Below are 22,575 nucleotides of genomic sequence, written 5' to 3'. Positions count from 1 at the left end.
AACAAGTTGTTTAGTTCAATCAGATTGTCCGATCCTGAGTTATGAAATGCTAGAAATTTTTAAATTAGCGTCAGGATTTTATTGGTTACCTTAATAGAATCTTCGTAAATCTACATAGGTGCGCATAATGTATATTATGTTAAATTGCATGTGTTATTTAGCTACTCGGCTTATTTTTATATATAGCGTTTTTGGCGTGTGTGTTATATCATCTACATAACATTATTTTTTCCATTAAAAAGTTACTTTTAATGGTAAGTATCTGGTATCTGAAATATTTGACATTAACCTTTTCTAACATAGGCTAATAATATTAAAAAATATAAAAATGCTTCGGATATACTTACATTTTTTACTATAAAAATATAATTATAAATAGTTTCAAACCATGTCTTGATATTAGGAAAAGAGGAAGCGTAATGGAATTACTTAAATTTATTTTGCAATTACCGTTTAATATTTTGCAAATAATATGGGAAATAATAAGTTATTTTGTTATTTTCCTATTAAGTTTAGTAAAAGGAATTATTTGGTTATTTGGTCCTATTATTGGTGACATAAAATGGTCAACCCCCAATTGGTGGCCTACTGTAAAAACTATCTATCATTCAATTGGTGCAATACTCAATAAAGCAAAAACATTTATTGGTTCGTTTATCATTTTTGGTGTAATAGCTTTTTTTACTGGCAACTATGCTTACCATTGGTACCTTAATCGTCCAAAACCAATTGATCCTGCTCCTATAATTACTACATCCTATTATGCTAAATTTTACCCGCCTAAAAAAAATAATGATACATTATTAATTAATTTTTCCGGAAATAATCGTTCCCCTGCTCCGCTTGAACTAATAAATAAAGAGATAAAAGAAGGTATTAACATTACACCGCATATTGAGGGAAAATGGATTTGGTATAATGATAAAACCATTCGTTTCACACCATTAAATAATAGTTGGCCACTGGGTATGGAGTATAAAATAACTTTGGATGATTCCAAATTATTTGCAGACAATAATTTTTTACAAACTCCATCAACTAATTATTCATTTATTACACCTGATTTTAGATATAGTTTCAAAAATTATGGTGAACTTTATTCAGATCCAAATGAATCCAATATTAGAAATGTTATCAATACAATTACTTTCACTAATCCTGTAGATAAGAAAAGCTTCGAAAAAAATATAACCTTAAAACTTTATGAAAGTGTACCTGATAAACAAAAAGATAAAGACAAATTTATTGACAATATTGATTTTACTGTTACCTATACTAATAATGATACTATTGCTTATGTAAAAAGTAGCCCTATTCCACTACTAGAAAAAGCTGGCTATTTAAACATGACTATAGATAAAGGTGTTGAATCAACTGTAGGCGGAAATCCTAGTAGTGTATCCATAAGTAATGCTGTTTCAGTACCAGACAAATATAATTTAAGTGTAACCAATTCTGAATTGACTCTTGTAGATCAAAGTGATAATAAAATCCAACAAGTTTTAATTCTTTCATTAACTCATTCGGTTAAATCAGAGGATCTTGCAAAAACAATTAAGGTTTGGCAATTACCTAAAAAAAATCAGAATGATGAAGATTATAAAGTCAAATATTATGACGAACTAACACGTAACTATAAATTCAAATACAATATTACACCAGATGTATTATCAAAATCTAAACCTATATCACTAAAATCAATTGATACAGAACTCACTTACCAAACTCAAATCAGTTTTGAACTTAAAGTTGCTCAAAATTCAGAACTATATATAGAAGTAAATCAACCCTTATCATCTCAAAATGGTTTTTTATTAAAAAATACTTACCAAAATATACTTAAAGTTCCTAGTTACCCAACCCATTTAGATTTTGCTGCGCAAGGCTCCTTATTAACTTTATCAGGCGAAAAGAAATTACCAATTGTTTCGCGTAATATAAAAAAAATGAAGCTTGAAATAGATCGTGTTATACCATCTCAACTTCAGCATTTAGTCTCATTCAATGAAAGTGATGAATTTCAAAATATGGACTTTGGTGAAATTGATGGTGATCATTTTGTCGAAAAATATACTTATACAAAAGAATTCACTGAACCACTTGAAGATGTTAAATATTCAGACATAGATCTTACTCGTTATTTAACTGCCAATACTGACGGTAATAAAAACCGGGGTGTGTTTTTATTGAGATTATATGGACAAAATGAAAATAATAGTCAATACAATTTTATGAGTTCACGTTTTATTGTAGTGACTGATTTAGGAATCATTGCTAAAAAATCTCTTGATCAATCAAATGATCTATTTATTCAATCAATTAGTTCTGGCCAACCAATCAACAATGCTAAAGTTACTGTAATGGGAATGAATGGTATTGAAATTATCTCCAGAAATACTGATAATTCCGGTCATGTTCACTTTGCCCCATTATCTGAATATTATCAAGGGATTAAACCTCTTTTATATGTTGTTGAGAAAGATAATGATTTATCATTTTTACCAATCAAAAGTTATGATAGAAACTTAAATTTGTCACGTTTTGATATTGGTGGAATTCGTGAAACAGTTGAAGGTGGAGAATTACGTTCACATATTTTTTCAGATCGAGGCATATATCGACCAGGTGACACATTTCATATTGGAACTATTGTCAGAGCGCAAAATTGGGCTCATTCTTTAGCTGGTATTACTTTAGAAGCTGAAATATACGATCCTAAATCAAATTTAGTATTTAAAAAGTCAATTATATTAGATAAATCAGGATTTAATGAAATTAGTTATAAGACTAATTATGCATCACCAACTGGGGATTGGTATATCAATCTTTATTTGAAAAATGATGATAAAGAAGAATCTAGAATATTATTAGGCACTAGTTCTGTTGTTATTCGTGAATTTGAACCAGACAAAACCACGGTATCTTTAAAAATACTACCTCAAATAAAAGATGGTTGGCTAAAACCAGAACAAGTGCAAGCTGAAATTCAAGCTAAGAATTTAATTGGTACTGTAGCCGCTGATCGCCGTGTTACTAATACTTTAATTCTTGAACCGTCAGCTCCTTACTTCCAAAAATATAATGATTACTATTTTTATCAACGTACAACACTCAAACGAAATAGTTTCAAAGTAGAGTTAGATGAAGAAAAAACTGATGATAATGGCATAGTTAATATTAATCTTCATGATAATATGGAAAGTTTTGAAGGTAATTATACACTTAGAATGCTTACAGAGGTTTTCGAACCCGACAGTGGTCGAAGCGTTGCAGCAACAGCAACCACATTTGTATCACCTAATGACTATCTCATTGGTGCTAAAGCCGACGGCAACTTAAACTATATTAATCGGGATTCAATTCGTCATTTAGATTTTATTGCAATTAATCCATCACTGGAAAAAATAGCATTAACTGATTTAAAACTGATCACACTAGAAGAAAAATATCTTTCAGTACTGGTAAAACAACCATCAGGCGTTTATAAGTATGAGTCACGTCGAAAAGAATTATTAATATCAGAACAACCTTTTTCAATCGATCAAGATAAGACAACCTATCAATTAGATAGCAAAAATCCTGGCAACTATATAGTACAAATTAAAAATAAAGATGATGAACTACTCTATCAAAGCAATTATTCTGTTGTCGGAACTGCAAATATAACACGAGATCTCGATAGAAATGCTGAATTGTCACTTAAGATCAACGACAATCAATACAATCCAGGTGATGAAATTGAAGTAGCAATAACCGCTCCTTATGCTGGAAGTGGTCTTATTACAATTGAGCGAGATAAAGTTTATGCATGGCAATGGTTCCATACCACAACTACCAGTTCAGTGCAAAAAATAACTTTACCTACAAATATCAGTGGTAATGGATACATCAATGTTCAATTTGTGAGAGATCCCAATTCAGATGAAATTTTCATGAGCCCATTAAGTTATGGCGTAATACCATTTAAAATTTCTAATAAACAGTTTAATGATAATATCGAATTACAAGCGCCAACATTAATCAAACCAGGAGAAACATTACCAATTACTTTATATACAAATACACCACAAAAAGCAGTTATTTTTGCTGTAGATGAAGGTATATTACAAGTTTCCAACTATAAACTAAAAGATCCTTTAACTAGCTTTTTGCGCAAAAAAGCACTGTCGGTTAGAACATCTCAAATACTAGATCTTATATTGCCAGAATATCGTCACATACTTACACTCTCTGCCCCAGGTGGCGATGGTGATGAGGATGATGCTTTATCCGGACATTTAAATCCATTCAAACGTAAAGTTGATGACCCTGTTGCTTATTGGTCTGGCATTATAGATGTTGATGGCGAACAAACTGTTGAATATAAAGTTCCAGAGTATTTTAATGGAAAAATTCGTATTATGGCCGTTTCAGTCGGTGACAAGACCATGGGGCACACCCAAATGTCAACAACAGTCCATAATGATATAGTGTTACAACCTAACGCCCCTTATTTTGTTGCTCCAACTGATGAATTTGAAATTCCTGTTAAGGTAACAAATTTAATTGAAAATATTGGTGATGACCCTGTTTCAATAAATATTGATGTTTCAGCCTCTCCGCACCTAACTATAATTGGTGAAAACAAAAAAAATGTGGAACTGGCAAAAACAAAAGATGGTGTAGTGAAGTTTAATTTCAAAGCAAATGATAAGCTTGGAAATGCTACTATTTATTTTACGGCAAGTTATAAAGATATCATCATAACACGTAATATTAGTACTTCAGTGCGCCCTGCTTCTGAATATCGTTTAAAAACTCAAATGGGGAGAATTGATGGTCACAAGCAAACCTTAACAAACTTAAGAGATATGTATTTACCTTTCAGTAAACGAGATGTAGCAACTTCATATTCACCATTTGTACTAAGCAAAGGATTAGCAACTTATTTACAAGATTATCCACATTATTGTTCAGAACAAATAGTTAGTCGTGCTATACCGATTTTATTTGCAACTAAATATAATGAATTTAATTTAGTTTCTAAAAAAGGCGCAACATCATTATCTGATCTTTACCAAGTATTACAATCACGTCAAAATAGTGAAGGCGCAATTGGTTTGTGGTATTCAACTTATAATGTTAATCCTTTCATCACACTCTATACTGTCAACTTTTTACTTGAAGCTAAAGATGCAGGACAACCTATTCCGCAAAAAATGCTAAATAATGCCAATAAATATTTAAAAACAATTGCTGAATCGGAACGAACTGATTTTTACGGTTTACGATTACGCGCCTATGCGATCTACTTATTGACTCGTCAAAATCAAGTAACGACTAGCTATTTAGCTACACTAATAAGTGATCTTAATAATCTTAATAACAAATCCTGGAAAACAGATATTACGGCCATGTATCTTGCTTCATCCTATCAGATGCTAAAAATGAATAAAGAAGCCAATAAGTTATTAAAACCAATCTGGCAACAATTAGAATCTGTTTATGATAAGGCATGGTGGACCAATTATTACTATGACCCACTTGTTGTGAATGCTGGTAATATTTATTTAATAAGTAAGCATTTTCCAGAAAAAGCAAAAAATATTCCGGCACAGGCTCTTGAAAATATGGTTATTATGTTGAATAAACAAAAATACACCACTCAATCTGCTGCCATGACTATTTTAGCTTTAGATAGTTATTCAAGTGGTATTGATAAATCGAATCTCACAGAAGATTCATTACAAATTAAAACTGTAGCACAAGATGAAAAAACACCAATAATTATTGCTAAATTAAAAGACATTTTGGCTAAAGGTCAACTTACCGCTCAAAATACAAATGTGAATTTTGTTAATAATACTGATTTACCTGCTTGGTATATGCTTTCAGAACAAGGGTTTGATGTAAAAATGCCAAAAGAGCCAATTAAACGTGGACTTGAAATTTATCGTGAATTTACAGATGATAAAGGTAAACAGGTCGATCATGTAAAATTAGGTGATAAAATTAATGTTACCGTGCAAATTCGTACTCTTTCTGAAGAAGGTGCTAATAATATTGCAATTGTTGATCTATTACCTGGGGGCTTTGAAGTTGTTCAACAACCTGTAACCCCACCTACAGATCAAGAAAATGATGAATATGTACAAGGTGATGAAGAATATGATGAGGAAGATGAATATTATGGTGATGATGATTATTCAGAATGGATTTCACCTATAGCCTTTCAAATAGGTAATAATACTTGGTACCCTGAATATACAGATGTTCGTGAAGATCGCGTGATAATTTATGGTTCTACCAGTAATAAGCAAATTCAGAAGTTTACTTATCAAATTAAAGCAACTAATGTTGGAACCTACATTATTCCACCAGCATATGGTGAAGCTATGTATGATAGAGATATCCATGCTGTTTCAAAAGGAGGACAAAAAATAGTTATTGAACCACAACAATAATAGCTATTTTTTAATATAATTAATATTAAACGGGCGAAACAGCCCGTTTTTTTATTTTAATAATTGTTTTATATAAAAAACACTTCATCAAACCATCAATCCTTTTACTAACTTGATTTATATTTAAATGGTGAATGTAGGTTTTATAATAATTTCAATATAAGATAACAAGTTAAATATTACCTATTTACATTTTAAACAAGATCAAAAAAAGGTAACACTGACGGTTACCTTTTAGTATCAAATAATAAAGATTTAACTATTTTTTATTTGGATGAGGATCTTTTGCTGAATCACCTTGCCCCGTCATAATATACCAACCATTTTTGGTGTGTGGTTTTTTATTGTGCTCTGGACATGGTGGTAAGGACTTTTTACTTTGGTTTGAATAAATATATCCGCAATCTGCACATTTATATGTGCCTGCTGAAACATCACTACCATATGAAGCAAATTTCTGTACCATTATAAGCTCCTCAAGTTAAATTATATTTGTGATAAGTATAGTACTTATCTATTATAGATATAAACTTAGATTCAATAAAAAGCAAGTTGAGTTTACCTATTTCATTGATTATATATTTCGCTTTGTAATAAATTTTATATTCGTTAAATAGCCCTTCTCATTGAGTGTTTAATCCATAGCTTTTTTCTTAAAAATTATATTCTTCAGGTAAGAAATCTGGTATCTTTCTTTTAAGATAAGTTGTTAATATTTCATAATGTTATCTCACCTTTAACCGATGACAGATAAATCAATTATCAATGACTTACCTTTTTTAATGTCACTATTATTTTTAGAATTCTACTTATTATTTGAATCCAAGAATAATATTGACTAGATAACGAAATACGCAAATAAAAGGAACACTCAATGAAAAAAATCTTACTAACTTCAATAATTTCTTTTGTTTTATTAGGTTGTGATGCCGATTTAGAAACAACTGTGACAATGTCACAGCTAGATGCTGAACCATCACTTGTTACTGGTAATTTATTAATAGAAGTACCTATTTGTTCTGATCGTCAAGACTCAACAAAAGAGTCATCAACATTAATTAAAACAAAAAAAGAAATTACTAACCTTTTTAAAAAGGTTGAATACAAAGAATGTTATAGCAAGAAAATGAAATCATTGGCTTCATTTGAAATACCTATTTTGGTTGGTAAAGATGTATCCAAATCAGAACTATTAAAACAAGTAGATATTGTTGCAGCTAAATATGACACGGGAATAGTTGCTATTGCTAAACAAGATTTCAGACAAAAATTGAACCAATTTAAGAAAAATAATGTATCAAATATGAATTTTAAAGTAACGGTATCAATAGTTAATGACACAGATAAAGAAATTGATAACTTTACTTTAACAAAAGCTTATTTAAATGACGAACCATATGATAATGTAAATTTTTCTTTATCTAAAAATGATAAAATCACTGTAACACTTAGTGATGTTTCTACACAAATATTATTAAGCCCAACAGTAAATAGTAATGATGAAAAAGGTGTAACTGAAATAGTAGGTTTTAAATAAAAAAACATACCCAGCCGCCCATAAAGCGGCTTTTTTATATCAAAAATTTAAATAAACAATTATAAAAACAATGCTCTATTACAAACCTCATTTTCTTGTCTACAATATAAAAAAATGTATAAACCTTTAGATTAAACCTGAAAAATAAGCAATTAAGCAATAACACAACAAATTTAAGTAGTTAAGAAAATTTTAGTAGCAGCTGAAATGAAAGTGAAGTTGTTTAACAAAATAGCAAGAATGTGGTTACGATATTGATTGATATGTGACATTGTCACAATATCATAATATATACCTCATATTTAATCATTTCATTTTTTTTAATATATGTTTTGTTGCTCATAATCCAGCCTCTTCTGATAAATATGTGATAACGGTTTACCGGATCTTTTAAAAAAATACTATAACTACATTTGGCAATAATTATTATCTACCCAATCACTTTATAAAGTTATCATTAAAGTAATAAACGTAATTTTATAGATGGTTAGATTGTTGTCGTTATATTAAAATGAAAAACACTTTTAATGATTTTAGCAATAATCAAAATAAAATAGGAAAAGCAGCGCGAATTGGTATAAAGTGAATAGATAGAATACAAAAACACAGGTTATTTTTGTAACTTCTACCGTAAAATATATTGGTAGTATCCTTAGTGTCAGTTTCTAACACAAGTAATATACCAGGAGTGACAATGCAAATTTAATCAATAAATTAATAATTGAAATAGATCGATTTTTTCTGACATTAGATTAAATAGACTTAATTGCTTTAAAATTAGATAGATTTGCTGATAAAGTTTCCAATGTTTGTAAAAATTAAAAGTAATGAAAACTTATAGCAAATTCATTTAACGCAAGCAGTAATTAAATTAGTATTAAAATTTAATTACCTGATTTATTCTCACCACAAAAAAGAAGGCAAATACAACTAAATATATTGCAACATTAATGATGATTTACTATTTTTGAAAGATTTTTTTGACATTGAATACTAATATTTTCACGAATTGTTTCTCTTTTCTTAAATTCACTTCTTTTACTGCTTTTAATATTTTCAATAGATTTTGATGGTTGATTATATGGTAATTTAAACCATGCTTTATTGTAAGATACACCATTAAGTTCTTGCCAAAAGTTATCATAGTCAAAATCGAACTTACCTAATTTAACATGAGCCTTATTTTTAACAGCATATATATTTCCGACTTTAAAAAAATACGCTATTTCATAAATAAAAGCCATTATGAGATTTTTAGGCCTAAAACCAAAAAAATCTTTGGTTAACTTTTTAAAAACTTCATTACTAGTATGACCTTGCACCCCTGCAATATAAATCTCACCAGAAAGTGTTATAGTAAAATGAACTGAAAAAACAAGTTGTTCATCAAAATACATAGTGATTCTTAAATCACCTTCCCTAGGGTATAATGCAGAAGTCAAATATAACGATATTTTTGTTTCGTTTTTTCCTTCAACTTCTGCCAGAAGAACTCCACGATGAATGGGAGAGTAAAGTTTGTCAATTGCATTTGAATTTATTTTCTGATCAATAAAATCAATATGGGAATTTAGAATAGATAATTTTTTATTATATGAAATTTTTTCATTGAGATATTTATGAAATAATTTTTGAGCCATAGGATAAGGCATATCCAACTTATCATAGGCTAATGGGTAAGCACTTAATTTACATTTTTTCTTAAAATCTGAATAGTTAGATTTGTTTAGCGATATTTTTATAAAAAACAGAGTTAAACGTGACTTCACTTGAAACATTTCCTTAAATGTAAGACCAACAAAAAATAAAGGTCTATAAGGTGATTTTAATAAATTCCTAAAGCTCGAAATATAATATTAATTCGAGTTTATAATTTATCACTTTTGGAACATATGCACTCAATGATTAGATGTGGTCTTTAATTTGCACATATCTCTATTTATTAATGTATTTTTTTAATAAATTATACAATCCAACCGCATAAATTTAAATAGCTTGTATAATAAAATGCGACTCAACATATATTCAAGGAATGGATATACAATTCTACTTGTTGATTAACAGATAAATACTACTTCTAATTACTTTAATAAAGAGCAATAGTATATAGCCAGCAATACTTGAAACACATGGCAAAAATGATAATAACATAAAACCAAGCCCTTTTAAGCCCCAACTATTGTAATTAAAATAAGCCATCAAGATACCAAACCAAATAAAGCATATAAAAATACCAATAAATAATCCAAGAAAAGAAGTTAATTGGTGAGTATTTGGTTTAGTGAACAGTTTTATTAGCATCGACAAAAATAAAATAACTTGCACGGATAGAGTAGCAACTAAAAAAATAATAATAAAAGGATCGAAATTTTCAGAATAGCTTTGAAAACTGCCTCTGCCGAATCCCATGGAAATCCTAAAAATTATGAACATAAATACATAAAAAAAACCGTGCGCATAAAGTAAATGTCGATCTTTGAATATAAAATTAATTATTTCTTTTTCAGAATATTTTTTTGCTGACATAAATTAATTTTCCTTTTAATTCACTAATTTCATATTAACATAGGATCATAAAAAATTTTCATGTTAAATATAAATACCTTATAGAAATATAACAGATGCAATACAGTTAAAGGATTTTCGTCTACACTGAAATCGAGTTAATTATATCATTTTTATTATCTATTCAATTTTATGATAAATGCACAAGAGCTAAATTATTAATTGGTTTATTATATAAATGTTCAAACCGAACAGGAATGGCTTATGGTAAACTATCTTAGATTAATAATAATGGTAGCCTAATTTAATTATGATAAAAATCATTGGATTATTTATACTTACAGCTTTAGCTGAAATTTCGGGTTGTTATTTTGTATATATCTGGGCTAAAAAAGTAGTTTCTGCGTGTTTTTTGATACCGGCTGCATTATGCCTCATGTTATTTGCTTGGCTGCTTACTTTACACCCTGAAGCTAGTGGTAGGATCTATGCAACTTATGGTGGTATTTATGTTGTTACATCTCTTATTTGGCTTAGGTTAGTTGATCATGTCAAACTATCAACTTTTGATTTAATCGGTGCCATAATTATTCTACTCGGGACTTTAGTTATTATTTTGGGCTGGAGAACATAAATTTACCTTTAGATAGATATTCCGCATTAATTATTAATGCTGTTAAGTTTTATCTTGACCAAATAGTTTTTTAATTTAGACTTTTTTGAAAATTCAATATATCACGATGTTCTTGAGGAGTTAATTCGTTAAGGTATCGTCTTGGATTACCACACATCCAACAAGAACAGCTTGTAGGAATTATTCATGCCTTTTCTGCAACTTTCTGGAATCTCCAGAACAAAAATCATTTTTTCTGTTATTTAAGCATCTTTTAACTTGATGGCGGTTGGACTGCGATTTAATATTAACATCTTACATTTAATTGTGGGATGCACATCCCCTTCTATTAATAATTCGAACCTGTTTATATAATAGAACAATAAAACCGTATTTACGGTGAAAAATCTTCGTAAATTGAAAAGATTAAAGCTAGTATTTCCCTAAATTTCACATATCAGGAATTTATGATACGCTATTACGATAATTTTGTTGTTAATAATAAGAAATCTATAAGGAAATTATTATGATAAATAAAATCAATTTAACAAAATCAACGCTAATACTAATATTTACTCTATTTTTTCAAGTGTCTTAGTCTAAATCCCATGAAAAATACATTGGTTATTGGAAATTAGACTCTGCTAATAGTTTAGTCGTAATGGAAATCACTAAAGATAATAATATTTATAAGTTAAATGAAAATATAATAAGAGAAAATAGCAAATCCCATGTCTCAGAAGAATCTGGTGACGAATTAGTAAAAACTGTTCCTGATTGCAAATTATAAAATCACCTCTCTCTCATTACCTTGAAGTCTTTCTATCGGCCCGTGACGGCGGCACTCTCTTTGGGTTGGAAGAATAAGCTGATTCCATTCTTTCATTAATTTTTTTTCTGATTCTAATAAAGTAATGCCATATTTATCAGCCATATAAAGATAGGTACGAGCTATTGTACCTTCAATTTCTATAGATGGTTGAAATTTTCTGTTCTTGAAATCAACTGCAATACTACATGATCCATATTGATTGTGTTCAAGAGTAAAAATAATCAAATATAAGCATCATCTATTTCTGTATATTTTAACTTAAGAATTAATATAATGTATTATTTTTTAATAGTTTATCTACAATCTTCCAAAAAATATATATGTATGCAAAAGTAAAAATAATAGATGCGTATAAAATTACATACTCATCTTTTAATATAATCTTTGAATAGTGAAGAAAGATTGTCCCATATTTCCAAATACCAGCCTGTATTGCTCCTGCAATAAATAGCATAAAGAGAGTTATTAACAGAATAAATTTCGCTTTATACCGTTTACAAATAAATAAAGCAACCAGATAAACTAAGGTAGAACATATAATATAAACTAAATGAAATATCATAATTAATTATCTGGAGTTATAATCATTATAACTTGCATTGGATTATCCGGGAAAATATCTTTTTTTATTTGCATTACAATCATAATACTCATATGATTCATTATTAACAACCCCTTATACATATTTACAGCATGGGGATTTAATTAAATCAGAAACACTTTTTCTAAAGGATGAATTAACTTAACACGAGCAATAAAGTCCAAATATTTTAAGATTTATTTTGTTCGAAAGTTTGAACCATCACTTCCTTGTCGTAATCAAGTAACCAGGCATTATATTTCTCATAAAGTATTGTTAGCTCCATGGAATTACGGCAGATCACATCTAGCCCTCTATCATCGTATGGGTGAATAAGAATGCTCTTCTCTGGATTCACAAGATAAATCAGACAATGTGGATTCGGGTGGAAGGATGGAAAGTCTGTCACCAGAGCACACCAAAGCAGGTTTTCCATACAGAATGCCTGCATTTCAAATACACAATTTATCCAGAATCCATCCTCATACTCGTCGCTTTCATAAACTTCTTCATACCAAACATCGCGTATTTTTGGGATTTCAATTCCAGCAAGACGAAGCTCACGTATAGTGTCGCGTAGTTCAAAACCTGATGAGAATATAAACTGTTGCATATGAACTAAGAAAGGGTTCCCTTTACCTAAGGCATCTTCACAGATCATAGTTGCTTTACGTAAGGCTGTCAGTATTTGAGTAAGCGAACTACCGTCTTTCGACAACTCGAATCGAAGCCCACCAGGAAATTGATAGAACAATGCATGCCGGTATGTTCTTGTTTCTGTCAATGTATGAATGATATTTCTATAAGTCATGATCTGTTATCGAAAGGTTAAAGTAAGAATAATTCATCATAATATAGCCATATAATACAGATAGCTATAAACTTTCTTTAATCTTTCTTGCCATAGCTAAAGATAATTCAGGATAAGATCCAATACCTAACGCAGTCCTTTTTTGAGAATTAGGATTTATATAATTAAAACGCCATAATTTAGCACCAGTTGGCTTTATTAATAAAAAAAGACCTTTACCATCAGACAATTGGTATTGTTTCACTTGAGGTTTAGATGACTGAATTTGTTTATCAGTTAATGGTTTTACTACTCTAGCCATGCATCACCTCATTTTTAGTAATACATTTTTTATTACCTATGATTTGTATTACTAAATATATTACTAAAATCGGTAATAACAGCCAAATTAACACGAATGGAAATGAACAATAAACATGCTTTATTTTATATAAATAAATGATTTTATTTACTAAAATGAAAAGTGATGAAAGGTGATAAAACATTTAATGGTGGCCCCTACTGGACTTGAACCAGTGACCAATCGATTATGAGTCGACTGCTCTGACCAACTGAGCTAAGGGGCCTTTATGAGAAGTGCTACTGTGTTACTAGGGTTGCGATTATAATAGAGTTATTTAGAATTTGCTATACTTAATTAATAAAATAGGTTGGTTTGATTATTTATTAAACTGGAATTAATTAGTTTTTAATCTCTATTAAGAACTGATATTTTTTAATGAATTAACCTGTTACAATAGATTAAGTTAAATAATTATTCGTTGTTTTATTGGTTGAGGAAATATTATGTCTATCAAAAAATTGTTATTTATTAGTGTCGCCATCTCCACTTCGCTACTCTTGAATGCTTGTAGTAACTCTAAGTATGAACTTACATCAGCAGGTCGACAAGTGCAATTTGTTGATACAAAACCATCAGCGACTTGCCAACTTTTAGGTAAAGCTGAAGGCCGTCGCAGTACTTTATTTTCAGGGTTAAAAACCCATAGTGAACTCATTCGTGATGCGGCAAATGATTTATTGAATAACGCTGCAGCAATGGGTGGTAATGTAATTTATGATGCACAAGATGCTTCAGTGAAATACCTCTCTGATGTGGCTCCAACTGATGCAGTTATGGTTGGTGAAGTTTATCGTTGTAAATAAGTTTTAGCTATATAAAAAGGGAAAATTATTTTCCCTTTTTTTAGATTTATCCTAATTAACCATTTTGTTTTTCAAATTGTTTCATAAAATCAATTAAATAATTTACACCATCAAGATCCATTGCATTATAAATTGATGCCCTCATCCCACCTGCAATTCGGTGCCCTTTAATACCTATTATATTAGCTTTAGTTGCTTCACTAACAAATAGTTTATCTAGATTTTCATTTGGTGAAAGGAAAGTGACATTCATAATTGAGCGATTAACTTTAGCAACAGAATTATGATAAAAATCAGATTGATCGATGTATTGATACAAGCGTTGAGCTTTAGCTTGATTGCGTTGTTGCATCGCAGCTAATCCGCCTAAATTTTTAATCCATTTAAAAACTAACCCTGACATATACCATGCAAATGTAGGTGGCGTATTAAACATAGAATCGTGATCCATTAGGATTTTATAGTCTAAAACTGAAGGTAATATTTTTTGTGCATAACCAATAAGATCTTCTCGAACAATAACAATGGTAATACCTGACGGTCCAATATTTTTTTGCGCACCGGCATAAATAATTCCGTAAAGACTAACATCTATAGGTTGTGACAAAATACATGAAGATAAATCAGCAACCACTGTTTTATCACCAAAATTGGGTTGTTCAAATATCTCAATACCATCAATAGTTTCATTTGGACAATAATGAACATAAGCACTATCTTCACTTAAATTCCATTCAGACATAGGTTTAACTGCTGACAAACCATCCTTTTTAACGACTACATCTTGCTGGGTGACGTGACAATATTTTGATGCTTCTTTTGCCGCGCATAAACTCCAATAACCACTATTAATATAGTCAGCAGTTGTTTTGTCACCTAAAATGTTTAGTGGAATAGCGGCAAATTGAGCTCTAGCCCCACCCTGGCAAAATAGAATTTTGTAATTGTTGGGTATGTTAAGAATATCTCGAAGATTATTAGTTGCTTCAACGGCACAGGCATCAAAATTTTTCCCTCTATGACTTAACTCCATAACTGATGCACCAGTGTTTTGCCAATCTAATAGTTCAGCTTGCGCTTGTTTTAATACATCAGCAGGTAACTTAGCTGGACCGGCACTAAAGTTGTAACATTTATTCATCAAAATTCTCTTTAATTCATTTAAAAATTATGTTGTATTTTTACACTGTCTGATGAGATATACAATCACATTTTTGTAAAAATGTTTCAGGTTAACTATATGTTTCAGCATAAAATGCCGACTATTGTCGGCAAAAAGATTGAATTACATTGATAATTGTTGTTTAGCTTTTATTATAGCTGATTTTACTTGCTCTGGTGATACACCACCTTTAGCTGAACGCTTTGATAAACAAGAAGTTAACGATAAAATTGAATAAACATCATCATCAATAACTGAACTAAATACTTTTAATTCTTCTAAAGTTAGCTCTTCTAACGCTTTTTGTTTGGCAATTGCATTAACAACAACTTCACCCACAATATGATGAGCTTCTCTAAATGGAACCCCTTTGGCAACTAAATAATCAGCTAACTCAGTTGCATTGGAATAACCTTGTTTGGCAGCTTCTTGACAAGAATCTTTATTAAGTTTGATATCTTCAAGTACTAATGCTGCCATCGCTAAACATTCGGACCAAGTATCAAGCGCATCAAATAAATGCTCTTTATCTTCTTGCAAATCTTTATTATAAGCCAGTGGCAAACCCTTGAAAGTAATAAGCGCGCCAGTTAATGCGCCTATAACCCGCCCTGCTTTACCACGAATAAGTTCTAAAGCATCGGGATTCTTTTTTTGTGGCATTAATGATGAACCCGAAGTAACCCGATCAGATAGTTCCACAAAATTAGCTTCACCACTATTGAAGATAATCAAATCTTCAGCAAAACGCGATAAATGAATCATACCTATTGAAGCATTATTCAAGAGTTCAAGTACGTGATCACGATCGGATACCGCATCTAAACTATTATTGGTTGCTGATGAAAAATCAAGCCAATTTGCTAATAAGTCTCGATCCATTGGATATGCCGTACCAGCTAGAGCTCCACTACCTAAAGGACAAACATCTAAACGTTTTAGCGTATCTTGTAAACGGTTTTCATCGCGGGTTAACATCTCATAATATGCAAGACACCAATGAGCAAAAGTTATTGGTTGAGCTCTTTGTAAATGCGTATAACCAGGCATAATACTATCTTGATGGTGTTCGGCGGTAATAACTAAAGTTTGACGTAAATGACGAATAATATTAATCAATTGTGTAATTTCATCTTTACACCATAATTTGAGATCTGTTGTTGATTGATCATTACGACTACGTCCGGTGTGCAATTTTTTACCTAAATCACCAACTTTTTCAATCAGTTTTTGCTCAACCCAACTATGAATATCTTCTGCATCACTTAACAAAATTTGTTTTGGATCTTGTTGAACAGCAATTAATAATTCATTTAGAGCATGCTCTAATTTTTGCTGTTCATCGTGAGATAACACATTTACAGTGACTAATGCTTTAGACCAAGCAATAGAACCGATGATATCTTGCTCAGCAAGACGGTAGTCGAAGCACAATGAATCATTAAAATGCTTAAATCGTTGATCTGCTGCTTGACTAAAACGCCCACCCCATAATGCCATAACTACCTCAAATACTTTTAACTTATATTAGACGCTTGTGATTTAATTAAATTGTTTTAAATAATTGTAATTTAAATTAAATCCATAATTGTAAAAGCAATATATACAAGTTTTACCTGTATATATTGTTTGTTTTATTTTATTGAAAAAACGATATTAACCACTATTTTTTCTTTTTAGTTGCCGTTTTTGTTATTTTAGCTTTTGAGTCAGCTTATTTAGTTGGATTTTTTTTCTTTTCTTCATTTAATGCACGAATACGTGACGATAATGAGAATAATCGGATAAATCCACCAGCATGGCTATGATCATAGACTTCATCTTCGCCAAATGTGGCAAACTCTTCATTATATAGACTATTAGGTGATTTTTTCTGTATTGCTGTTGCATTGCCTTTATAAAGTTTAACCACCACTTCACCGGTCATATCTTCAGCTAATACGTCTGCTGCTGCTTGTAATGAGCGACGATATGGAGCAAACCAACGTCCATCATAAACAACATAAGCCATCTCTAAGCCAAGTTGTTCACGCCATTTGAAGCTGTCACGATCTAAAATTAATTGTTCTAAACCACGTAAAGCCGTCATCATAATAGTACCACCCGGCGTTTCATAACAACCACGTGATTTGATACCCACAAGACGGTTTTCAATAATATCGACCCGACCAACACCATGTTTAGCACCAATTTTGTTCAAGGTAGCAACGCAGTTATAGGGTGATAATTGTTTGCCATTAACGGAAACTACTTCACCTTTTTCGATGCCAATAGTTACTAGCTCAGGTTCATTAGGTGCATCTTCAGGTGAAACAGTCCAAGCCCAACAATCAGCATTAGCTTGGTTCCAGGTACTTTCAAGTACACCACCTTCAGTTGAAATGTGCCATGCATTTTCATCACGACTATAAATTTTTTCCACAGTTGCTGTAGTTGGAATGTTACGAACTTTTAAGTAATCAATTAAGGCTTCACGTGAACGTAAATCCCATTCCCGCCATGGGGCAATAACTTTAAGTTGTGGGGCAAGTGCGGTGTAGGTAGTTTCGAAACGAACTTGGTCATTTCCTTTACCGGTTGCACCATGACAAAGTGTATCTGCTCCTACTTCTAAAGCATATTCAACTTGTGCTTTGGCAATAATTGGACGAGCCATAGACGTTCCAAGATAATATGTTCCTTCATATAAAGCGCCAGTTCTTAAAACAGGGTATACATAATCTTTAACAAATTCTTCTCGTAAATCAACAACTTTGCATGCAACAGCGCCGGATGCTTTGGCTTTTTTCTCTACATCTTTTAATTCATTAGGATCTTGCCCTACATTCGCCACTAAAGCATAAACTTCACATCCACCATAATTTTCTTTTAACCAAGGAATAATAGCTGATGTATCTAAGCCACCTGAATAAGCTAAAACCACTTTTTTTGTTCCACTCTTTTTCATGTTATACCCTTTCTTAATTAACTTATTATATATAAATGTGTTAAAGACGTTTTATTAACTAAAGTAAATAAAATAGCCAGTTTACTATACTAACGGACTTGTCATTAAGCAATAATTCTTGTACCTGTTATTCCTGATTTCCCATTAAATAAATCAGGTAGTTTATCTGCCGCTTTCCAACTAGCAATATCTATAGAATGTCCTAGTGTTGTTGCGGCTTCAAAAGCTGATTTTACTTTAACTATCATGCCATCAGTAATGATACCGTCAGCAATTAGTTGATCTGCTTGCGATTCAGTCAAAGATTCTATCAATTGTTTATCGGCATTTAATACACCAATAACATCTGATAATAAAATTAGATCAGCATCTAACGTTTTTGCTAATGCAACAGCAGCATGATCAGCATTAACGTTCATCATTTGTCCTTCCTCGGTAATACCGATTGAACTTATAATTGGCAAATAATTGGCGTTAAGCAATAAGTTGATTAAGGTTGGATCGCCAACTTTAGCTTCTCCAACATATCCTAATTCTTCAGAAATTTGTTTAACTTTCACACTATTGCCATCAGCTAAACAAAGTCCAACACTGGCTATATTTTGTTTTTTGGTTTCGGATAATAATTTAGTGTTTGAACTACCTGCAAGACTACCAACAATTACATCTATTTGATCGGCAGGAGTCACTCTCAATCCATTTCGTCTTACTACTGGTAATGATAATCGATCCATTAAAGCATCAACCATGCTACCCCCACCATGAACAATAACTAGAGGCCGTTGATAGTTCTTTTTATATTTACTAATAACAACAAACAACTTTGTTAAATCTTCTTTATTATCGAGTAATGCACCGCCAAGTTTAATAATTAATGGTCTCATCTTTATTTCCTTTACAGTAATGCTGTCGTTTCATCGTAACCAAATCGGATGTTCATACATTGTACGGCTTGTGCTGCTGCACCTTTTAATAAATTATCTATAACTGAAATTAGTATTAAATGTCGCCCTTTAAGCACATAACCTATATCACAATAAGGTAAACCTATGACAGATTTTAATGCTGGCCAATCTTTTTGATAAACTCTGACTAAAGGTTTATTTTGGTAATATTTATTCAATGCATCAACAATATCATCTGCCTTGACGCCCTCTTTAACCCGACAAGTAATCGTGGCATGAATACCTTGTTTAAAACTACCTAAATGAGGCGTGAAAATAACTTCTTGTCCTAAATGATTGGCTATCTCAGGTTGATGTCTGTGAGTAAATAAACCATATGCATGCACACTAACCTCACAAAAATGATTTTTAAGTGAAGCCTTACGCCCTGCACCACTAACTCCACTTATGGCATTAATAACCGGCCATTGAGTGGTATCTAATAACCCTTCTGCAATTAATGGTTTCAATGGTAATTGTGAGGCAGTTGGATAACAACCAGGAACGGCGATAAGTTGTGCTTGCTTAATTTGATTAAAATTCCATTCAGCTAGACCATAAACAGCTTTATCTAACCATTGTTGATGTTGATGAGTAAAATCATAAAAATCTGTATAAAATGAAGGAGAATTAACTCGAAAAGCGCCAGACAAATCAAAAACAGTACAACCATGCTCTAAAAAATATGGCGCAATATTATGACTAACTGAATGTTCGGTTGCTAAAAAAACAATATCTGTATTCTTAACAAGATCTGAATAATCGTTGGTTGCAATAAGTGGTAAATCAACAACGCCTTTCAATTGTGGATATAAATCATAATCTGATATTAGTTTACCCGCATCTTGGCTATTTGCGGATACTGTTAAAGTGGTAAGTTCGATATGTGGATGTTTTTGTAAATAATAAGCTAATTTAGCGCCCGCATAACCACTCGCTCCAACAACCATTGCTTTTAACATAACTATTTCCGTATATTTTTATAGAATAATAGGTATATAGTAGGTGATTTATTTGATTAATTCAATATCAAAATGAATTTTTATTCACTTTTTTTGAATTTATTTTCATTTTAATTTTGATTTGTTTTATATAATTAGCTCTTAGGTAAAAACATCTCAATTAATTTATCTAATGATAATAATTAATTTGACTGCTCAATTTGAAACTCTTTTATAAGATTGTTCAAGATCTATTTTAGTTTCCTTAACATCTTCAATGCTCATAATAAACCTATTTTATAAATTCATTTGCTCTGATGATTCACCCATCAGAGCGCTATTTATCCAATTACTTTCAATCTATTCCTAAAGAAATGTTTAGTTTTTCTGTAGGTGTGCTTTTTATGTAAAAATAATTCAGGAGTCTATACCGTTTAATTTTATCCGAACTTAATAGCGACCTACAGATTTTGGGTACTTACTTGCTCCCTTTCCTATATCTGATTTTGATATTGTTAATCTTTCCAAAAGCGCTTTTCTTCTTTCGGAGTAAATTGAAAGATAATTTTCAAAAGCATTTATTTCAGATGTTTCGCTGATTTTAGTATTGCAATAAGTAGCTCCCAATAACGATATACACTTGTGATATTTACTTTTTCATCCGGTGAATGAGGAGAAACAATAGTTGGTCCGATTGAAATCATATCCATTTCTGGATAAGCTTTTTTAAATATTCCACATTCAAGACCAGCATGAATCACCATAATTTTGGGATGTTCTGAAAATATTTCGTAATATTTATCTTTAGCTAGTTCTAAAAGATTTGATGCTAAATTAGGTTCCCAACCCGAATAACCACCACTTATTTCGTAATTAGCATTGATTAACTGACTGTGTGAAATAAGTGAAGAAACAACCGCATCTTTGGCACTATCAATTTGTGAGCGAATCAAAAAATTAGCAATTATTTGGTTTTCTTTAATATTTACAATTCCTAAATTAAGTGATGTTTCAACCACGCCATGGATCTGATCACTCATACGAACTACACCATTTGGAGCTGTGTGTAGCCAATTGATGATTTTATTTTGGTTTTCGGCCGTTAATACACGTTTAATTTTATTAGGTTCAACTTCAGATAAAGTGATATCTATATTCGGTTCTACATGTTTCAATTCATTGTTTAATATATCTTTATACTGATTAATAATAGATTTTAATTTAGGTAAATCTTCTTTATTTAATGAGATTTCAGCAAAAGCTTCTCGAGGAATCGCATTTCTTAACGATCCACCATTAATATTAGCTAATCTAAATGAAATATCTTGTAGATATTCAGCTAAAAGTCGAGTCATTAGTTTAATCGCATTACCACGACCAAGATGGATGTCACAACCAGAATGCCCACCTTTTAAACCCTTAAGCGAAATTTTCAAATAGCAGTCATGCTTTTCTGGCATTACTGTATAAGTAACAGGAAATGAGGAGCTAAAATCAACCCCACCAGCACAACCAGTAAAAATTTCACCTTCATCTTCAGAGTCGGTATTGATCAAATATTTACTTGTCAGCCAATTTGGTTGCAAACCAAAAGCACCTAACATACCTGTCTCTTCTGAAACAGTAACTAAAACTTCAATCGGTCCATGTTCTACTGCTGGATCAACAAGTATCGCTAACGCTGATGCTAAGCCGATGCCATTATCTGCACCAAGTGTTGTACCTTTGGCTTTCACCCATTCACCATCCACATAGGCTTGAATAGGATCAAATAAAAAATCATGTTCCGTTCCTTCATTTTTTTGAGGAACCATATCCATGTGAGCTTGTAAAGCAATGGATGGACAATCATCCATCTCTTTAGTTGCAGATTTAGATAATAAAATATTACCAACTTTGTCAATTTTGCAATCAATACTATGAGAATTTGCAAAATCAACGATATATTTAGTTATCATTTGTTCATGATGCGAAGGATGTGGAATTTTACAAATATCGTTAAAAATCTGCCAAACAAATTTTGGTTTTAGTGTTGAAAGCATAATATAACCTCAATATTAAGTGCGTTATCAATTAATGAGTAGTTTTTTTTGTCTAATCAGTTTATAATAAGG

Annotated in this window: 16 protein-coding genes and 1 tRNA gene; 4 read left to right on the top strand and 13 right to left on the bottom strand. The window is 31.1% G+C overall.

All coding sequences use genetic code 11. From position 1 onward, the window contains the following. Positions 1-419 precede the first annotated feature (419 nt). On the top strand, positions 420-6,443 hold the full coding sequence (locus Q0K76_RS03660) for an alpha-2-macroglobulin (RefSeq protein ID WP_294611479.1): 6,024 nt from the start codon (positions 420-422) through the stop codon (positions 6,441-6,443). Positions 6,444-6,702: 259 nt separating this feature from the next. Here Q0K76_RS03660 and Q0K76_RS03655 read toward each other — a convergent pair whose 3' ends face one another. Next, on the bottom strand, positions 6,703-6,909 hold the full coding sequence (locus Q0K76_RS03655; protein WP_294611476.1) for a hypothetical protein: 207 nt from the start codon (positions 6,907-6,909) through the stop codon (positions 6,703-6,705). A gap of 408 nt (positions 6,910-7,317) precedes the next feature. Between Q0K76_RS03655 and Q0K76_RS03650 the strand changes: the two genes are divergently transcribed. Then, on the top strand, positions 7,318-7,980 hold the full coding sequence (locus tag Q0K76_RS03650; protein ID WP_294611473.1) for a hypothetical protein: 663 nt from the start codon (positions 7,318-7,320) through the stop codon (positions 7,978-7,980). Positions 7,981-8,927: 947 nt separating this feature from the next. On the opposite strand, the gene Q0K76_RS03645 is transcribed toward Q0K76_RS03650, so the two are convergent. Then, entirely contained in the window at positions 8,928-9,749 is an 822-nt protein-coding gene (locus tag Q0K76_RS03645) for a DUF535 family protein (protein ID WP_294611470.1), read from the bottom strand. Positions 9,750-10,026: 277 nt separating this feature from the next. Then, positions 10,027-10,506, bottom strand: coding sequence for a hypothetical protein (locus Q0K76_RS03640; protein WP_294611467.1), 480 nt, complete (start codon positions 10,504-10,506; stop codon positions 10,027-10,029). A 289-nt stretch (positions 10,507-10,795) separates the two neighbouring features. On the opposite strand from Q0K76_RS03640, the gene Q0K76_RS03635 reads away from it, so the two are divergent. Beyond that, on the top strand, positions 10,796-11,119 hold the full coding sequence (locus Q0K76_RS03635; protein ID WP_294611464.1) for a YnfA family protein: 324 nt from the start codon (positions 10,796-10,798) through the stop codon (positions 11,117-11,119). A gap of 763 nt (positions 11,120-11,882) precedes the next feature. On the opposite strand, the gene Q0K76_RS03630 is transcribed toward Q0K76_RS03635, so the two are convergent. From Q0K76_RS03630 to Q0K76_RS03615, 4 genes are all read right to left on the bottom strand, one after another. Further along, a complete protein-coding gene (locus Q0K76_RS03630; RefSeq protein WP_294611461.1) occupies positions 11,883-12,155 on the bottom strand; it encodes an endonuclease in 273 nt (90 codons plus the stop codon). Positions 12,156-12,700: 545 nt separating this feature from the next. Next, a complete protein-coding gene (locus Q0K76_RS03625; protein ID WP_294611458.1) occupies positions 12,701-13,321 on the bottom strand; it encodes a DUF3885 domain-containing protein in 621 nt (206 codons plus the stop codon). 64 nt (positions 13,322-13,385) lie between these two features. After that, positions 13,386-13,622: an integrase arm-type DNA-binding domain-containing protein gene (locus Q0K76_RS03620; RefSeq protein WP_294611455.1), complete on the bottom strand. Its 237-nt coding sequence runs from the start codon at positions 13,620-13,622 to the stop codon at positions 13,386-13,388. A 188-nt stretch (positions 13,623-13,810) separates the two neighbouring features. After that, positions 13,811-13,887: transfer RNA gene (locus Q0K76_RS03615), tRNA-Ile, on the bottom strand. 220 nt (positions 13,888-14,107) lie between these two features. Here Q0K76_RS03615 and Q0K76_RS03610 point away from each other — a divergent pair. Then, positions 14,108-14,467 (top strand): DUF4156 domain-containing protein, encoded by a 360-nt coding sequence (locus Q0K76_RS03610; RefSeq protein WP_294611451.1) that lies wholly within the window; start codon positions 14,108-14,110, stop codon positions 14,465-14,467. Positions 14,468-14,522: 55 nt separating this feature from the next. Here the strand turns inward: Q0K76_RS03610 and serC are convergent, their stop codons facing one another. The 6 genes from serC to Q0K76_RS03580 form a co-directional block, all read right to left on the bottom strand. Further along, on the bottom strand, positions 14,523-15,608 hold the full coding sequence (gene serC, locus Q0K76_RS03605; RefSeq protein WP_294611448.1) for a 3-phosphoserine/phosphohydroxythreonine transaminase: 1,086 nt from the start codon (positions 15,606-15,608) through the stop codon (positions 14,523-14,525). A gap of 144 nt (positions 15,609-15,752) precedes the next feature. Beyond that, a complete protein-coding gene (argH, locus tag Q0K76_RS03600) occupies positions 15,753-17,129 on the bottom strand; it encodes an argininosuccinate lyase (RefSeq protein WP_294611445.1) in 1,377 nt (458 codons plus the stop codon). 214 nt (positions 17,130-17,343) lie between these two features. Further along, entirely contained in the window at positions 17,344-18,576 is a 1,233-nt protein-coding gene (locus Q0K76_RS03595; protein ID WP_294611443.1) for an argininosuccinate synthase, read from the bottom strand. Between the two features lie 104 nt (positions 18,577-18,680). After that, complete coding sequence (gene argB / locus Q0K76_RS03590) at positions 18,681-19,460, bottom strand: acetylglutamate kinase (RefSeq protein WP_294611441.1); 780 nt, start codon at positions 19,458-19,460, stop codon at positions 18,681-18,683. 11 nt (positions 19,461-19,471) lie between these two features. After that, positions 19,472-20,482: an N-acetyl-gamma-glutamyl-phosphate reductase gene (argC, locus tag Q0K76_RS03585; RefSeq protein ID WP_294611439.1), complete on the bottom strand. Its 1,011-nt coding sequence runs from the start codon at positions 20,480-20,482 to the stop codon at positions 19,472-19,474. 557 nt (positions 20,483-21,039) lie between these two features. After that, entirely contained in the window at positions 21,040-22,503 is a 1,464-nt protein-coding gene (locus tag Q0K76_RS03580) for an aminoacyl-histidine dipeptidase (protein ID WP_294611436.1), read from the bottom strand. Positions 22,504-22,575 lie beyond the last annotated feature (72 nt).

The sequence above is a fragment of the uncultured Gilliamella sp. genome (assembly GCA_945271295.1).
GTDB lineage: Bacteria > Pseudomonadota > Gammaproteobacteria > Enterobacterales > Orbaceae > Gilliamella.
This window is presented reverse-complemented; position numbering and strand designations above follow the sequence as displayed.

Coding starts and splice junctions, on each gene's coding strand:
- Q0K76_RS03660 (WP_294611479.1), top strand. CDS start 420: ATGGAATTACTTAAATTTATTTTGCAATTACCGTTTAATATTTTGCAA.
- Q0K76_RS03655 (WP_294611476.1), bottom strand. CDS start 6,909: ATGGTACAGAAATTTGCTTCATATGGTAGTGATGTTTCAGCAGGCACA.
- Q0K76_RS03650 (WP_294611473.1), top strand. CDS start 7,318: ATGAAAAAAATCTTACTAACTTCAATAATTTCTTTTGTTTTATTAGGT.
- Q0K76_RS03640 (WP_294611467.1), bottom strand. CDS start 10,506: ATGTCAGCAAAAAAATATTCTGAAAAAGAAATAATTAATTTTATATTC.
- Q0K76_RS03635 (WP_294611464.1), top strand. CDS start 10,796: ATGATAAAAATCATTGGATTATTTATACTTACAGCTTTAGCTGAAATT.
- Q0K76_RS03625 (WP_294611458.1), bottom strand. CDS start 13,321: ATGACTTATAGAAATATCATTCATACATTGACAGAAACAAGAACATAC.
- Q0K76_RS03620 (WP_294611455.1), bottom strand. CDS start 13,622: ATGGCTAGAGTAGTAAAACCATTAACTGATAAACAAATTCAGTCATCT.
- Q0K76_RS03610 (WP_294611451.1), top strand. CDS start 14,108: ATGTCTATCAAAAAATTGTTATTTATTAGTGTCGCCATCTCCACTTCG.
- serC (WP_294611448.1), bottom strand. CDS start 15,608: ATGAATAAATGTTACAACTTTAGTGCCGGTCCAGCTAAGTTACCTGCT.
- argH (WP_294611445.1), bottom strand. CDS start 17,129: ATGGCATTATGGGGTGGGCGTTTTAGTCAAGCAGCAGATCAACGATTT.
- Q0K76_RS03595 (WP_294611443.1), bottom strand. CDS start 18,576: ATGAAAAAGAGTGGAACAAAAAAAGTGGTTTTAGCTTATTCAGGTGGC.
- argB (WP_294611441.1), bottom strand. CDS start 19,460: ATGAGACCATTAATTATTAAACTTGGCGGTGCATTACTCGATAATAAA.
- argC (WP_294611439.1), bottom strand. CDS start 20,482: ATGTTAAAAGCAATGGTTGTTGGAGCGAGTGGTTATGCGGGCGCTAAA.
- Q0K76_RS03580 (WP_294611436.1), bottom strand. CDS start 22,503: ATGCTTTCAACACTAAAACCAAAATTTGTTTGGCAGATTTTTAACGAT.